The organism is Trujillonella endophytica (assembly GCF_900110555.1).
GTDB classification, from domain to species: domain Bacteria; phylum Actinomycetota; class Actinomycetes; order Mycobacteriales; family Geodermatophilaceae; genus Trujillonella; species Trujillonella endophytica.
In genome coordinates this window covers 1-14,658 of the sequence record NZ_FOEE01000002.1, presented here as the reverse complement: position 1 = coordinate 14,658, position 14,658 = coordinate 1, and the positions used below count along the sequence as shown (strand labels likewise).

Here is a 14,658-nt window from a genome sequence, read left to right as displayed (position 1 = left end):
TCCGTCGGCCCGCGTGCCGCGTCCCCTGCGGGCGCCGTCCGCCGGCCGGCGTGGCTCCACCGCACCACGACTGCATCGACGCACTCGTCCGAATCGGAGACCACGCTCATGAGATCGCGATCCTTCGTCGCCGGCGCCGCCGTGGCGGCCCTGCTGCTGACCGCCGCCTGCTCCGACTCGGACGACGGGGGGTCCGACGGCGGTGGGGGAGGCGGTGGCTCCTCCGGAGGCCGGCTGGGCGACCTGCCGGTCGTGGAGCTCACGTCCGAGATCGAGGACGCCGCCACGGCCGCGGCGGAGGCGGCGGGCGAGCCGGTCGAGCTGCCCGTCCGGACGATCGGCTACATCTCCTACGGCGAGGCCATCCCGATCTCCGCGCGCCTGACACAGGGTGTGCAGAACGCCGCGAACGCGCTCGGGTGGGAGCTCGAGGTCTGCGACGGCCAGTCGACGCCGCAGGGGCAGCTCACCTGCGCCACGAACTTCGTCAACACCGGCGTGGACGCGATCCTGACCAACGGGATGCCGCAGTCGTCCATCGCGCCGGCGCTCACCCAGGCCGAGTCGGCCGGCATCCCGGTGATCAACATCGGCGGCTACATCGGCCAGGAGGACCTGTTCGACGGCTCCATCTACCCGGACGAGGCCGAGTTCGGGGAGGTGCTGGGCGACTGGCTGGTCGAGGAGCTGCCCGACGGCGGAGAGATCGCCACGCAGACGTTCCAGGCCGACTTCGTCATCCAGCGGCTCGAGGGACTCGACCGGTCGCTGGAGGGCAGCGACGTGACGATCGGGGACACGTTCGACGCCGACGCCGCCAACCTGATCCCCGGCGCGCAGCAGTCGGTCTCGTCGTCGTACAACGGCAACCCTGACATCCAGGCCTACTACCTGACCTTCTCCGGTTCCGAGATCGGTGCCGCGCAGGCCATGCAGGTGCTCCGGCCGGGTGCCCAGTTCCCGGAGCGGCCGATGATCCTGACCTTCTACGCCAACCTGCCGACCATCGACCTCATCCGGGCCGGTCAGGTCGACGCCGCGGCGGAGAACACCCACGAGTGGATCGCCTGGGTGGCCATGGACCAGCTGGCCGAGTTCTTCGGGCGGGAGACGCCCATCTCGACGGAGCCGCGGCCGGACTACGGCGACGGCCTGGAGTTCTGGCAGCCGTTCGTGGTCGACGCCGAGAACCTGCCGGCCGAGGGCGAGCTCGCCCCGCCGCCGGTGGACTTCGAGGGCTTCTTCACCACGAAGTGGTCCACGGAGTTCAGCAACCTCTCGTAGTTCCTCCCCCGGGGCGCGGCCGGCCGGCCGCGCCCCGGGGCCGTCTCGTAGGAGCAGCAGTGGCGACAGGACAGACCGACGCTCCCGCCGGGGGAGACCCCGGACTCGTGGGCGCGGGCACCGCGGCGAGGCCGGCCACCGGGCCGAAGGGGGCGAGCGGAGGTGCCCGCCCGCCGGGCCGCCGGGGGCCGGACTGGGTCCAGCTCGTGGCCCGCGGAGGTGTGCTGGTCGCGCTCCTGCTCGTCATCGTGGCGTTCGGCATCGCCCGCCCCGACAGCTTCCTGACCACCAACAACCTCAACGCGATCCTGCAGCAGGCCGCGGCCCCGGCGATCCTCGCCATCGGGCTCACGGTCCCCCTCGCCCTGGGGGAGTTCGACCTCTCGATCGGCGCCATGGTCGGCCTCGGCGGGGCGTCGGCCCTGGCCCTCATCACCCTCCACGGGGTGGCCTGGCCCGTCGCGGTGCTCCTCGCGCTCGGCATCGGTCTCCTGGTCGGCCTCGTCAACGGCGTCTTCATCGCCTATCTCGGCGCCTCGTCGTTCGTCCAGACCCTCGCCATGGGCGTGATCCTGCTCGGGGTCGAGTACCTGTTCACCAACCAGCAGACGCTGTTCAGCGGCGTTCCGCAGGGCTACAAGGACCTCGGGCAGAGCGACGCGATCCTCGGCGTGAACATCCAGATCTGGCTGGCCCTGCTGGTCGCCGTCCTCATGTACCTCTTCCTGGAGCAGACCGAGACGGGCCGGCGCATCTACGCCGTCGGGGGCAACCCCGACGCGGCCCGGTTCGCCGGCGTCTCGGTGAAGCGCCTGCGCGTGCTCGGTTTCGTCATCGTCGCCGTCGCGGCGGTGATCACCGGGATCCTGCTGACCGCCCAGGGCGGGTCCTCGCAGCCCAACGCCGGCGTGCCGTACCTGCTGCCGGCCTACGCGGCGGCGTTCCTCGGCTCGGCGACGTTCCGGCCCGGCACGTTCAACGTCCCCGGCACCGTGGTCGCGGTCCTGTTCCTCGGGGTCATCACGACCGGCCTGCAGATGCTCCAGATCGAGACCGCCTGGATCAACATCATCCAGGGCGTCGTCCTCATCGCGGCCATGCTGATCAGCCGGCTGGAGAGGAAGCACCGGTGACCGCGCCGGTCCTGGAGGTCCGGGGACTGCGCAAGACCTATCCCGGCGTGCTGGCCGTCGACGACGCCTCGTTCGCCGTGGCGCCGGGGGAGATCCTCGGCCTGGTCGGCAAGAACGGCGCCGGGAAGAGCACGGTCATCAAGATGGTGGCGGGCCTGGTCGCCCCCGACGCCGGGGAGATCCTGGTCGACGGCGAGCCCAAGGCGCTCGCGTCCTCGCACGCGGCCTCGGTGCTCGGCATCTCCGTGGTGCACCAGGAGCTGGCGCTGGTGCCGCGCAGCAGCGTCGCCGAGAACGTCTTCCTCGGCCTGCCCTATCCGCGCCGGGCGGGGCTGTTCGTCGACTGGCCGGAGCTGCACCGCCGCACCCGCGAGGTGCTCGCCCGGCTGGGCCTGACGGTGGACCCGCGGGAGTCCGTGGACGGGCTCAGCGTGGCCCAGCAGCGGATGGTGATGATCGCCCGCTGCCTGGCGTGGGAGGCCCGGGTCGTCGTCCTCGACGAGCCGACCGCCTCGCTGACCGACGACGAGATCAGCCACCTGCTCGAGGTGCTCCGGCAGCTGGCCGCCGACCGGGTGGCGATCGTCTACGTGTCGCACCGGCTCGAGGAGGTGCTCGGGGCGACCGACCGGGTGGTGGTCATGCGCGACGGCTCGGTCGTGGCCGATCTGGTGACGGCGACGCTGACCAAGCAGGCACTCGTCGCCGGCATCACCGGCGAGGCGAAGGCCTCCGAGAGCCAGACCGTGCACGTCGACCGTGCCGGCCGGCCCCCGGGGGCGGAGCTGCTGCGCGTCACCGGCCTGACCCGGGCCCCCGCGCTGCACGGGGTGGACCTGTCGCTGCGCGAGGGTGAGGTGCTCGGCCTGGCCGGCCTGGTCGGGGCGGGGCGCACCGAGCTCGCGCGGGTCCTGTTCGGCGTCGACACCCCCGACAGCGGGACGATCACCGTGCGCGGCAAGGACGTCGTGCTGCGTTCGCCGCGCGCGGCCATGCGGGAGCGCATCGCGCTGCTGCCCGAGGACCGCCGGCACCAGGGCAACGACACCGCCCAGAGCATCCGGAAGAACACGTCCCTCCCCACCCTCCGCCAGCACCGTGCCGTGCGCTGGCTGCCCCGGCCCAGCGCGGCCAAGGAGCGGGCGGCCAGCGAGGAGATGGTCGGGCGGCTCGGCATCAAGGCGCGCAGCACCGAGGTCGCCGTCGGCACGCTGTCGGGGGGCAACCAGCAGAAGGTCGTCCTGGCCAAGTGGCTGGTGCACGGGGCCGACGTCTTCGTCTTCGACGAGCCGACGGCGGGCATCGACGTGGAGGGCAAGGCCGACGTCTACGGGATCGTCGGCGAGCTCGCCGACGCCGGAAAGGCCGTCCTGTTCATCTCCTCCGACCTGCCCGAGCTCGCCGCGGTGTCCGACCGGGTGGTCGTCCTGCGCGAGGGGCGGGTGGTGGCGGAGCTGACCGGGGAGCAGGTCAGCGAGCCGGAGATCCTCGGGCACTGCTACGGCGGAGCGGACGCCGCGACGTCCGCCTGACCCGGCCGCACCCGCGGCCGGACGACGAAGGGGAGACCACGTGCACCAGCGGTTCCAGGGGAAGGTCGCATTCGTGACGGGCGCGGCGCGCGGGCAGGGGCGCAACCACGCGCTGCGGCTGGCCCGCGAGGGGGCGGACCTGCTGCTCGCCGACGCGTGCGCCGACGTCGCCACCGTGGGCTATGCCCTGGCGACGGAGGCGGACCTCGCGGAGACCGTGCGGCTGATCGAGGCGGAGGACCGCCGGGCGGTCGCCGGCCGCGTCGACGTCCGCGACGGCGCGGCGCTGCGGGAGCTGGTGGACCGCGGGGTCGCCGAGCTCGGCCGGCTCGACGTCGTCGTGGCCAACGCCGGGGTCGGCGGCAGCGCGCCGATGGCGGAGATGTCCGACGAGACCTGGCAGGACATGATCGACATCAACCTGACCGGCGTCTTCAAGACGATCCGGGCCGCCCTGCCGCACCTGACCTCGGGGGCGTCGATCGTCCTCACCGGGTCGATCGCGGCGGCCAAGGGGCTGCCCAACAACACCCACTACACGGCGGCCAAGCACGGCCTCATGGGCATCATGCGGGCGCTGGCCAACGAGGTGGCGCCGCAGGGCATCCGGGTGAACTGCGTCAACCCGACGAACGTCGACACGCCGTTGCTGTTCAACGACGCGATCTACCGGCTCTTCCGGCCGGACCTGGAGGCCCCCGGCCGGGAGGACGTCGTCGAGATCATGCGGGGCATGCACGCGCTGGACACCGGCTGGGTGGAGCCGGACGACGTCAGCAACGCCGTGCTCTTCCTGGCCTCGGAGGAGGCCCGCTACATCACCGGGATCGCCCTGCCCGTCGACGCGGGAGCGCTCAACCGCTGAGCCGCGGGCGCCCCCGGAACCGCGTCGGGACGCGGTTCCGGGGGCGCCGGCGGGTGGATCAGTAGGGCAGGTCGAGCTCGATGTGGCGCTTGGTGAAGCGCCAGGCGCCGTCGGCCTCCTTGACGAGCTCGTCCTGGTACAGCGCCGTGGAGAGCAGCACGGCCTTGCCGTCCTGGATCGAGATCAGCGTCAGGTAGGACTCGACCGACGCGGAGTCCGCGGTCTCCTTGCGGACCGCCAGGTTCGTCGTGACGTGCCGGCGCTGGTCGGACTGGCTGGCGAGGCTGTCGGTCATGAGCTTCATGACCGCCTCCTTGCCCTCGAAGGGGCCGATGAGGTCCCCGCCGCCGATGCGCATGGTGAGCACCGCGCTGTCGGCGAACGTGTCCGCCATCTCCGCCATGTCGTTCTGGTCGTAGGCGATGGAGTAGCGGTTGAGGACGTTCTCGAGATCTCCGCGAGCGGACATGGGCTGGCGACTCCTGCTCAACTGGCCGACGACGGCGCCGGCGACGGTGTGATCGGGCTTACCCTATGCATGGTTAGCCTCTTTGGCCAGGGCTCGGGTCGGCGAGGTCACGGCCGCGCCGACCCGGGCCCCGGTGGGTGGTTCAGGAGGCTGCGGGGACGTCGAACTCGACGAGCAGGCTCTCCACGCTGCGCGTGTAGAGGCCGACCTCCTTCGGCGTGAAACCCTCCTGGTAGCGGAGGTTCGGCAGCCGGTCCAGGACGAGGTTCAGGGCGACCGTCATCTCCTCGCGAGCCAGCAGCGAGCCCACGCAGAAGTGCCGGCCGAGGATGAACTGGACGTGGTTCGCGCCGCCGCTGAAGGCCCGGGAGACGTCGAGGTCGGGGCGGTGGATGTCGAAGGTGTCCGGGTTCGCGAAGTGCCGCTCGTCGCGGTTGGCCGACGCCAGCATGAGGATGCAGGTCTGCCCCGTCGGGATCGTGGTGCCCTCGATCTCCACCGGCTCCTCGGTCTGGCGCATGATCATGTGCACCGGGCCCGTGTAGCGCAACGTCTCGGCGATCACCGCGTCGGTCAGGCCGCGGTCGGCGCGCACGGCCTCCAGCTGCTCCGGGTTGTCGAGCAGGTTGCGCACCATGCTGGCGATCGCCTTGTCCGTCGTCTCGCCGCCGGCCACCAGGAGCAGGCTCACGAACGCCTTGATCTCCTCGTCGGACATCTGCTCGCCGTCGACCTCGGCGCGGCACAGGCGGGAGAGCAGGTCGTCACCGTCGCCGGTCCGCCGCTCCCGGATGATCGGGAGCATGTACTCGCGCAGCTCCTCGCGGGTCTGGTCCGCCGCGGCCGTGATGGCCGGGTCGCCGGCGAGGTTGTTCAGGTGCGCGATGACCGCGTGGTACCAGCGGTGGAACCGCTCGTGGTCGCTCTTGGGCAGGCCCAGCATGTCGACCATCACGTTGATCGGGAACCAGGTGGTGAACTCGGCGACGAGGTCAACCCGGCCGCGGCCGGAGAAGTTCTCCACGAGGTCGTCGGCGGCCCGGCGCACGGCCTGCTGGACCAGCTCGGCGGCGTTCTGCGTGATGATGGGCAGGAATGCCTCGAGGCCCTTGCCGCGGAAGAACGGGTTGAGCAGCTGCCGGTGGGTGGCGTGCTCCTTGCCCTCCATCTGCAGGATGGTGCGGCCGTGGACCGGCTCGAGCTGCCAGTCGTAGTTCTTGCTCGAGAAGGCGGGGTTGCGGAAGGCGTCGGCGACGTCGGCGTAGCGGCTGATCAGCCAGCTCTGGGTGGCCTCGTGGTGGACCGCCGGGTAGTGGTCCCGCAGGATCTTGTGCGACGGGTACGGGTCGGCGATGTACTCCGGCGAGAGGATGTCCGGGGCCTGAGGGGCGATGGTCGACTGGCTCATCGAGGGTGCTCCTGAGATAGACGCGGCGCTGCATAAACAGGCTCACCATATGCATGGAGTGACCGGAGCCACAACAGCAAACGGGGCGCCGCCGCGGGATTTCGCGTCGGCGCCCCGTTCCCGGGCGGGACCTGCTACTTGACGTACGCGCCGGCGTCGACCGGGAGCGTCACGCCGGTGACGTAACGCGCCTCGTCGCTGGCCAGCCACAGCACGGCGTTGCTGATGTCGGTGCTCTCGATCCACGGCACCGGCAGGGTGTTGAGCGACATGAAGCCCGGCATCGCCTTCTCCTGGGAGGGCTCGGGGTCGCCGGGGGAGAACATCGCATAGGTGCCGGGGTTCTGGATCATGATCGTGTCGACGTTCGTCGGGTGGATCGTGTTGACCCGGATGCGGTGCGGCCCGAGCTCGTTGGCCAGGGTGCGCATCAGGCCGACGATGCCGTGCTTGGCCGACACGTAGTGGGCCACGTGCTGGATGCCCTTGAGGCCGCCGATGGAGCTGGTGAACATGATCGAGCCGCCGCGGTCGGCCTCGATCATCGCGGGGATGGCGACCTTGGCGGTGTGGAAGACGCCCGTCAGGTTGACGTCGATCATGTCCTTCCACTGCTCGCCGGAGAGCTCCCACGCCTTGCCGTAGGTGGCGATTCCGGCGTTGGCCACGACGGTGTCGACCTGGCCCAGCTGGGCCAGCCCCTCGTCGAAGGCGCTCTGCAGGCCGGCGAGGTCGCGGACGTCGGCCTTGCGGGCCACGATCCGGCGGTCGAGGGCCTCGACCTGGCGCACGGTCTCCGCGAGCTCGTCCTCGGTGGCCAGCGGGTAGTAGGGCGTGACCGTGTCGATGTCGGCGCAGATGTCGACGGCGATGATGTCGGCGCCCTCCTGGGCCAGCCGCAGCGCGTGGCTGCGGCCCTGGCCGCGAGCGGCGCCGGTGATGAAGGCGACCTTGCCCTCCATGCGTCCTGCCATGGTCCTCACTCCTCTTCTCCGGTTGCCCGGTGGTCCCCGGCCCGCGTCGGTGCGGGCCGGTCAGGTGGTGCGGTGGTGCGGCGGGGCGCCGGCGGTCCTCACCGCGCGGCGAAGCCGGCGTCGACGGGCAGCGTCACGCCGGTGAGGGCGCGGCCGCTGTCGCCCAGGAGGTAGACGACGGCGGCGCAGACGTCGGCGACGTCGACCATCGGGAGGGGGAGCAGGTTTCCCTGCCGGTCCGCGGTCGCCGGTGCCGAGCGCAGGTGGGCCTGCATGACCTCGTTGGTGATCATCGGGGTCGGGACGCCGGTCGGGTGCACGGTGTTGACCCGGATCGAGTGCGGTGCCAGCCAGTGCGCGAACGAGCGCATGAGGCCGACCAGGCCGTGCTTGCTCGCCGCGTAGCCGGTGATGCCCGCGGTCCCGTCACCGCCGGTGCCCTTGAGCCCCTGGGTGGAGCTGACGAGCACCACCGCGCCGCCACGGCCCGCCTCGATCATCGAGGGGGCGGCGGCCTTCACGGTGTTCCAGGCGCCGGTCAGGTTGACGGCCAGGACGTCGGCGAACGTCTCGCCCTCGTCGCCGCCGCCCATGAGCGGGGCGATGCCGGCGTTGGCCACGACCGACCGGATCGGCCCGAGCGTCGCCACCGCCTCGGCGACCACGGCGTCCAGCGCGGCGCGGTCGCGCACGTCGGCCCGCCGGGCCAGCACCCGGCGCCCGGTGGCCTGGACCAGCCGGGCGGTCTCGGCGAGGTCCTCCGGTGTGGCCAGCGGGTAGGCCACCGTCGGGATGCCGGCGCAGATGTCGACGGCGACGACGTCCGCGCCCTCCTCGGCCAGCCGTACGGCGTGGGCGCGGCCCTGACCGCGACCGGCCCCGGTGACGAGGGCGACGGTGCCCTCGATCCCCGCGGTCACGGTCAGCTGCGGGCGGAGGTGGCGGACACCCCGGCGGGCACGGCGCCCGGCGGCAGCAGGCGCGTGCCGGGGGTGAACGTGGCGGGGATGCGCTGCCACCCCTTGTTCACGCCCTGCCGCGGGTACCGCTTGAGGTGGGCGAGGTCGACGGTGTAGTCGGGCATCCGCTCGAGCACCTGCTTGAGCATCTCCTTGGCCATCCGCTTGCCGAAGTGCGAGCCGGCGCAGCGGTGCACGCCGACGCCGAAAGCCACGTGCCGGTTCGGCCAGCGGTGGATGTCGATGTCGTCCGGCTCGTCGAACTGGGACGGGTCGCGGTTGGCCGAGGACCAGGCGAGCAGCGCGCGGTCGCCCACGGAGAGGTGGCTGCCGTGGAAGTCGACCTCCTTGACCACGGTGCGCGCCAGCGCCTGGGTGGGGGAGAAGTAGCGGAGGAACTCCTCGATGGCGCGGTCGAGGAGCGACGGGTCGTCGATCAGCTCCTGGCGGACGTCGGGGTGCTCGTAGAGCCACACCAGCGTCTGGCTGACCAGCGAGGCCGTGGTCCCCACGCCGCCGCTGACCAGCAGCTCGACCATCGAGAACACCTCGTCCTCGGTGAGCGGGCGGCCGTCGACCTCCTGCTGCACGAGGTAGCTGATGGCGTCGTCGCGTGGCTCGGCCCGGCGGGTGGCGATCGCCTGCCGCATCTGCTCGGTGCCATAGGGGAGGTCCACCTCGACGGCCTGCTTGTACAGCGGGCTGTCGGTCGGCTCGGCCAGCGTGGCCTGGTGGGAGCGGGCGTAGATCTGCCAGTCCTCCACGGGCAGGCCCAGCCAGTCGATCGTGCAGATCGCCGGGACGCCGATGACCTGTGCCAGGTCGGCCTCACCGCTCTCGATCAGCTCGTCGATGAACCAGGTCGTCCACTTGACGATCATCGGCTCGATCTTCGCGACCGCCGCGGGGGACGCGATCGGGTTGACCACCTTGCGGAAGGAGCGGAACTCCGGCGGGTCGAGCTCGATCGGGATGTGGAAGTGCATCGGGGTCTTGGGGATGACCACGGACAGGCCGGGCCCGCCGTACTGCTCCAGGCGCTTGGAGGAGAAGACGTCGTCGTCGCGCGCCGCCTCGAAGACCGAGTCGTAGTCCGACAGCACCCAGAAGCCGCCGTGGTTCTCGGTCCACGCCACCGGGGTCGTCTCGCGCAGGCGGCGGTAGCTGCCGACGGTGTCGTCGGCGTGCGCGTCGGAGTGGTGGTCGAAGTCGATGACCGGGCTGCGTCCGTCGGTGCTCATCTGTGGTCCTCGTCTCTGTCCTACGGCTCACTCGTGATAATGCTTATCCTAGTTTGTGCCTGTCAATGTCGGTGCGCTGCCCGTGCCGGCCATCCCGAGGGGGAAGCGATGCGAGTCTCGGTCGACCTGGACGTCTGTCAGGGCCACGGCGTCTGCCACATGAGTGCGCCCGCCGTCTTCGAGCTGGATCCCGACGATGCGCACTCGATCGTGCAGCTGGATCCGGTACCCGCGGAGTACGAGGCCGATGCCCGGATCGCGGCGGACGCCTGCCCGGAGCGGGCCATCACCGTCATCCCCTGATCGAGCCCGCGGGCGCGGGTGCGGCGCCCCCGGCGGGGGCCCACGGATGGGCTCCCGGCTCGGCGGCGGGCGGCCGCACCCAGCGCTGCACGACCAGGAAGCACAGCCCGCACGCGGTCATCGCGCCGACCGTGAGGGCCCACGACGCGTCGTAGGAGCCGGTCAGGTCCGCGGCCGCGCCGAAGGCCAGCGGTGACACCAGCGCGCCCAGGTAGTAGCCGCTGGACATGACCGCCGTCGCCCGCCCGACGGCGTGCGGCGCGCGGTCGATGGCCACGCCGTGGGCGAAGCCCGAGCCGACCAGGTCGGCCAGGATCGCGACCACCGCGCCGACGACGAGCACCGCCAGGAGCGTGTGCGAGCCGGCCCAGACCAGCGCGGTGCCGACGACGGCGGTGCCGGCGACCCCGGCCGCGGTGAGCGCCCGCCGACCGGGCCCGGCCCGGTCGGCCCGCCGCGCGGCCAGCACCATCACCACCGCGCCCAGGGCCGTGCCGGTCGCCGAGACGGCTCCGGCCGCCGGTCGGGAAACCCCGGCGTCGACCAGCGTGATCACCAGCCAGGAGAACAGCGGCTGGGAGCCCAGCACGTAGAAGAACGACGCCAGCACGACCCAGCCGAACCGGGCCGGCAGTCGGCCGACGACCGGGGCGGGTGCACCGGCGACGCGCCGGACGCGGGCGCGGGGCAGCAGGAGGGCGCCGGCCACCGTGTTGAGCGCCAGCAGGCCGGCGAGGACCAGCGCCACGCCCTCCCAGCCGATGACGCCGGCCAGCGGGAGGCCGGCGAGCGCCAGCACGGTGGCGCCCAGCGGGATGCCCGCCGTCTTCACCGCCACGGCGGTGCCGGCCTCCGCCGGCCGGGAGACCGAGGTGACGGCGATGCTGGTCCCCGCGTTGGCGAAGGCGTAGCCGGCGCCGGCGAGAGCGCTGGCCGCGGCGAGGGTGCCGAAGCCCGGCCACAGTGCGGCGGCGACGAGCGCGACGGCGACCAGGGCCTGGTCGCCGACGATGCTCAGCCGAGGTCCGAGCGGGTCGACGAACCGGGAGGCGACCATCGAGGTCACTCCCGTCGCGCCGTAGAAGAGGCCGACCAGCAGGCCCAGCTGGGCGCCCGACAGGTCCAGGCTGCTGCGGACGTCGGGGCCGAGGTAGCCGACGAGGAAGGCCGGCGTGCACCCCAGGCCCATCGCGGCGGTGCACACCACGAGGACGGCGAGCCGGCTGCTGTCGGGGCGCGTCGCGGCCCCGCGGGTTCCCCTCATCGCTGGTAATGCTTATCCTAGTTTTTGCCCCAGCGAAACACCGGCCGGCGACGCGCGCCGCCGTCCCCACACCTGCGGAGGCATCATGCCGACGACCGACGACCGCGTCGACGACAGGACGGTCCGCCCGGGCGCGGGCCCGCACCGGGTGGTGATCCGCTTCGCCGGTGACTCCGGCGACGGGATGCAGCTCACCGGTGACCGGTTCACCGCCGAGGCCGCCGCGTTCGGCAACGACCTGGCGACCTTTCCGAGCTTCCCCGCCGAGATCCGCGCGCCGCACGGCACGCTCGCCGGGGTCTCCAGCTTCCAGCTGCACTTCGCCGACCACGACATCCTGACCCCGGGCGACCGGCCCGACGTGCTCGTGGCGATGAACCCGGCCGCGCTCAAGGCCAACGTGGGCGACCTGCCCGCCGGCGGGGTGCTGATCGTGGACACCGACGAGTTCACCCCGCGGAACCTGACCAAGGTCGGCTACGACGGCGATCCGTTGGAGGACGACTCGCTCGCCTCCTACACCGTGCACCGGGTCGCCATGACCGCGCTGACGACCGCCGCGCTGGCTCCGCTGGGCATCGGCAAGAAGGACGCCGAGCGCAGCAAGAACATGTTCGCCCTGGGCCTGCTGTCGTGGATGTACTCGCGACCGACCGAGGGCACCGAGCGGTGGCTGCGCGAGAAGTTCGCCAAGCGCCCGGAGATCGCCGAGGCCAACGTCGTGGCCTTCCGCACCGGGCACGCCTACGGGGAGACGACCGAATCCTTCGCGGGTCCGGTCGCGGTCGCGCCGGCGGTGCTGCCCGACGGCACCTACCGGCAGGTCACCGGCAACACCGCGCTGGCGTACGGGATCGTGGCCGCGGGGCAGCGGTTCGGGCTGCCGGTGTTCCTCGGCAGCTACCCGATCACTCCCGCGTCGGACATCCTCCACGAGCTGGCGAGGCTCAAGCGCTTCGGCGTGACGACCTTCCAGGCCGAGGACGAGATCGCGGGCATCGGCTCCGCCATCGGCGCGGCCTACGGCGGCGCGCTCGGCGTGACCACCACCTCCGGTCCCGGCATCTCGCTCAAGAGCGAGGCGCTCGGGCTCGCGGTCATGATCGAGCTGCCGCTGCTGGTGATCGACGTCCAGCGCGGGGGCCCTTCCACCGGGCTGCCGACCAAGACCGAGCAGTCGGACCTGCTGCAGGCGCTGTTCGGCCGCAACGGGGAGGCGCCGGTGCCGGTGGTCGCGCCGTCGTCGCCGGCGGACGCGTTCGACGCCGCCCTGGACGCCGTCCGGATCGCCGTCACCTACCGGACGCCGGTGCTGGTGCTCTCCGACGGCGCGATCGCCAACGGCTCCGAGCCGTGGCGGCTGCCGCGGGCCGCCGACCTCGCCCGGACGCCCGTGATCTTCCAGACCGAGCCCAACGGCCCCGACGGGGAGTTCCTGCCCTACGCCCGCGATCCCGCGACCCTCGCCCGGCCGTGGACCGTTCCAGGCACCCCCGGCCTCGAGCACCGGGTCGGCGGCCTGGAGAAGGCCGACGGCACCGGCAACATCTCCTACGAGCCGGACAACCACGAGCGGATGGTCCGGCTGCGCCAGGCCAAGATCGACGGCATCGAGGTCCCGGACCTGGAGGTCGACGACCCGGCGGGCCCCGACGGCGGGACCGCCGACGTGCTCGTGCTCGGCTGGGGGTCGACCTACGGGCCGATCGGCGCGGCCGTCCGCCGCCTGCGCCGGGAGGGCCTCACGGTCGCGCGCGCCCACCTGCGCCACCTCAACCCGCTGCCGGCCAACACCGAAGCGGTGCTCGAGCGCTACCGCACCGTGGTGGTCCCCGAGATGAACCTGGGCCAGCTGGCCTTCCTGCTCCAGGGGCGGTTCGCCCGTCCCGTCACGTCGGTGACCAAGGTCGCCGGGATGCCCTTCGGCGCCGAGGAGCTCCAGGAGCTGCTGCGCCCCCATGTCAGCCCTTCTGCGAGTGACCTGATCGGAGTGCGGCGATGAGCGCGATCGACCTCGGGATGCCGATCCTGGGTGGGCTGGACCTGGTGCCCACCGCCGAGGACGTGCAGAAGGCCAAGGACTTCACCTCCGACCAGGAGGTGCGCTGGTGCCCCGGGTGCGGGGACTACGCGGTCCTGGCCGCCGTCCGCTCGTTCCTCCCGACGCTGTCCATCCGGCGGGAGAACACCGTCTTCGTCTCCGGGATCGGCTGCTCGTCGCGGTTCCCGTACTACCTGGACACCTACGGGATGCACTCGATCCACGGCCGGGCGCCGGCGATCGCGACCGGCCTGGCGGTCTCCCGGCCGGACCTGTCGGTGTTCGTGGTGACCGGGGACGGCGACGCGCTGTCGATCGGCGGCAACCACCTCATCCACGCGCTGCGCCGCAACGTGAACATGACGATCCTGCTGTTCAACAACCGGATCTACGGGCTGACGAAGGGCCAGTACTCGCCGACGTCGGAGATCGGAACGGTCACCAAGTCCACGCCGATGGGCTCGCTGGACCACCCGTTCAACCCCGTGTCCCTGGCCCTGGGTGCCGAGGCCACCTTCGTCGGCCGGGCCATGGACTCCGACCGCAAGGGGCTGACCGCCGTGCTCGAGGCCGCCGCCCGGCACCGCGGGGCGAGCCTGGTGGAGATCTACCAGGACTGCCCGATCTTCAACGACGGCTCCTTCGACGTGCTGCGCCGGCCGGACGACTCCGAGGCGCGGGTCATCCCGCTCGTCGCCGGCCGGCCGATCACCTTCGGCACGGACGGCCGGTGGTGCGTCGTGCGCCGCGGGTTCGGCCTGCAGGTCGCGGTCACCGCCGACGTCGCCCCCGACGACGTGGTGGTCCACGACCCGGCCAACCTGGAGCTGGCGTTCGCGCTGTCCCGGTTGTCCGACCAGGCGCTGGACCACGCGGTCTTCGGCGTGCTCCGCCAGGTGCAGCGCCCCACCTACGACGACCTCGCCCGCGCGCAGGTGCAGCAGGCGGTGGACGGCGGCGGCGGGGAGACCGACGAGGACCTGCTCGGCCTGCTCCACGGAAAGGACACCTGGACCGTCCGCGACGGCTCGGTCCTCCCCGCGGCCGGCGCTGCGGGGGCCGGCGCGTGAGCGGCGATGCGCTGACCCTGGCGCCGGCGCCGCGGTCGGAGGCGGCCGAGCGGGTGCGGGTGGAGGTGCGGGAGTTCCTGGCGGCGGAGGTGGCGGCGGGGTCGTTCGTGCCGCA

13 protein-coding genes are annotated in these 14,658 nt (G+C 72.3%); 7 read left to right on the top strand and 6 right to left on the bottom strand.

Going from position 1 to position 14,658, the window contains the following annotated elements; genetic code table 11:
* Window positions 1-108: 108 nt before the first annotated feature.
* From BMY88_RS03035 to BMY88_RS03020, 4 genes are all read left to right on the top strand, one after another.
* Complete coding sequence (locus tag BMY88_RS03035) at window positions 109-1,284, top strand: sugar ABC transporter substrate-binding protein (RefSeq protein WP_139220385.1); 1,176 nt, start codon at window positions 109-111, stop codon at window positions 1,282-1,284.
* Between the two features lie 221 nt (window positions 1,285-1,505).
* Complete coding sequence (locus tag BMY88_RS03030) at window positions 1,506-2,417, top strand: ABC transporter permease (RefSeq protein ID WP_170860940.1); 912 nt, start codon at window positions 1,506-1,508, stop codon at window positions 2,415-2,417.
* Complete coding sequence (locus BMY88_RS03025; protein WP_091940085.1) at window positions 2,414-3,949, top strand: sugar ABC transporter ATP-binding protein; 1,536 nt, start codon at window positions 2,414-2,416, stop codon at window positions 3,947-3,949. Before BMY88_RS03030 ends, BMY88_RS03025 begins: the two co-directional genes overlap by 4 nt.
* Before the next feature lie 40 nt (window positions 3,950-3,989).
* Entirely contained in the window at window positions 3,990-4,814 is an 825-nt protein-coding gene (locus BMY88_RS03020; protein ID WP_091940083.1) for a mycofactocin-coupled SDR family oxidoreductase, read from the top strand.
* Window positions 4,815-4,872: 58 nt separating this feature from the next.
* Here the strand turns inward: BMY88_RS03020 and BMY88_RS03015 are convergent, their stop codons facing one another.
* From BMY88_RS03015 to BMY88_RS02995, 5 genes are all read right to left on the bottom strand, one after another.
* On the bottom strand, window positions 4,873-5,283 hold the full coding sequence (locus BMY88_RS03015; protein ID WP_091940081.1) for a nuclear transport factor 2 family protein: 411 nt from the start codon (window positions 5,281-5,283) through the stop codon (window positions 4,873-4,875).
* A gap of 142 nt (window positions 5,284-5,425) precedes the next feature.
* On the bottom strand, window positions 5,426-6,691 hold the full coding sequence (locus tag BMY88_RS03010; protein ID WP_091940078.1) for a cytochrome P450: 1,266 nt from the start codon (window positions 6,689-6,691) through the stop codon (window positions 5,426-5,428).
* A gap of 134 nt (window positions 6,692-6,825) precedes the next feature.
* Window positions 6,826-7,665 carry a mycofactocin-coupled SDR family oxidoreductase gene (locus BMY88_RS03005; protein WP_091940076.1) on the bottom strand — a complete coding sequence of 280 codons (840 nt, stop codon included), beginning with the start codon at window positions 7,663-7,665 and terminating at the stop codon, window positions 6,826-6,828.
* Between the two features lie 98 nt (window positions 7,666-7,763).
* Window positions 7,764-8,585, bottom strand: a complete 822-nt coding sequence (locus BMY88_RS03000) for a mycofactocin-coupled SDR family oxidoreductase (RefSeq protein ID WP_091940074.1) — start codon at window positions 8,583-8,585, stop codon at window positions 7,764-7,766.
* A gap of 2 nt (window positions 8,586-8,587) precedes the next feature.
* Window positions 8,588-9,865: a cytochrome P450 gene (locus BMY88_RS02995; protein ID WP_091940072.1), complete on the bottom strand. Its 1,278-nt coding sequence runs from the start codon at window positions 9,863-9,865 to the stop codon at window positions 8,588-8,590.
* A 108-nt stretch (window positions 9,866-9,973) separates the two neighbouring features.
* Here BMY88_RS02995 and BMY88_RS02990 point away from each other — a divergent pair, with 108 nt between their 5' ends.
* Window positions 9,974-10,168: a ferredoxin gene (locus tag BMY88_RS02990; protein WP_091940070.1), complete on the top strand. Its 195-nt coding sequence runs from the start codon at window positions 9,974-9,976 to the stop codon at window positions 10,166-10,168.
* Here BMY88_RS02990 and BMY88_RS02985 read toward each other — a convergent pair.
* A complete protein-coding gene (locus BMY88_RS02985) occupies window positions 10,158-11,432 on the bottom strand; it encodes an MFS transporter (protein WP_091940068.1) in 1,275 nt (424 codons plus the stop codon). The genes BMY88_RS02990 and BMY88_RS02985 overlap by 11 nt on opposite strands.
* A gap of 85 nt (window positions 11,433-11,517) precedes the next feature.
* On the opposite strand from BMY88_RS02985, the gene BMY88_RS02980 reads away from it, so the two are divergent.
* On the top strand, window positions 11,518-13,434 hold the full coding sequence (locus BMY88_RS02980; RefSeq protein ID WP_091940066.1) for a 2-oxoacid:acceptor oxidoreductase subunit alpha: 1,917 nt from the start codon (window positions 11,518-11,520) through the stop codon (window positions 13,432-13,434).
* Window positions 13,431-14,543: a 2-oxoacid:ferredoxin oxidoreductase subunit beta gene (locus tag BMY88_RS02975; RefSeq protein WP_091940064.1), complete on the top strand. Its 1,113-nt coding sequence runs from the start codon at window positions 13,431-13,433 to the stop codon at window positions 14,541-14,543. The genes BMY88_RS02980 and BMY88_RS02975 overlap by 4 nt, the downstream gene beginning before the upstream one ends.
* Window positions 14,544-14,658: the final 115 nt, after the last annotated feature.

What these genes read in the sequence shown, in the direction of transcription:
- BMY88_RS02985 (WP_091940068.1), bottom strand. Translation starts at nt 11,432, where the DNA reads ATGAGGGGAACCCGCGGGGCCGCGACGCGCCCCGACAGCAGCCGGCTC.
- BMY88_RS02990 (WP_091940070.1), top strand. Translation starts at nt 9,974, where the DNA reads ATGCGAGTCTCGGTCGACCTGGACGTCTGTCAGGGCCACGGCGTCTGC.
- BMY88_RS03005 (WP_091940076.1), bottom strand. Translation starts at nt 7,665, where the DNA reads ATGGCAGGACGCATGGAGGGCAAGGTCGCCTTCATCACCGGCGCCGCT.
- BMY88_RS02975 (WP_091940064.1), top strand. Translation starts at nt 13,431, where the DNA reads ATGAGCGCGATCGACCTCGGGATGCCGATCCTGGGTGGGCTGGACCTG.
- BMY88_RS03010 (WP_091940078.1), bottom strand. Translation starts at nt 6,691, where the DNA reads ATGAGCCAGTCGACCATCGCCCCTCAGGCCCCGGACATCCTCTCGCCG.
- BMY88_RS03035 (WP_139220385.1), top strand. Translation starts at nt 109, where the DNA reads ATGAGATCGCGATCCTTCGTCGCCGGCGCCGCCGTGGCGGCCCTGCTG.
- BMY88_RS03015 (WP_091940081.1), bottom strand. Translation starts at nt 5,283, where the DNA reads ATGTCCGCTCGCGGAGATCTCGAGAACGTCCTCAACCGCTACTCCATC.
- BMY88_RS02995 (WP_091940072.1), bottom strand. Translation starts at nt 9,865, where the DNA reads ATGAGCACCGACGGACGCAGCCCGGTCATCGACTTCGACCACCACTCC.
- BMY88_RS02980 (WP_091940066.1), top strand. Translation starts at nt 11,518, where the DNA reads ATGCCGACGACCGACGACCGCGTCGACGACAGGACGGTCCGCCCGGGC.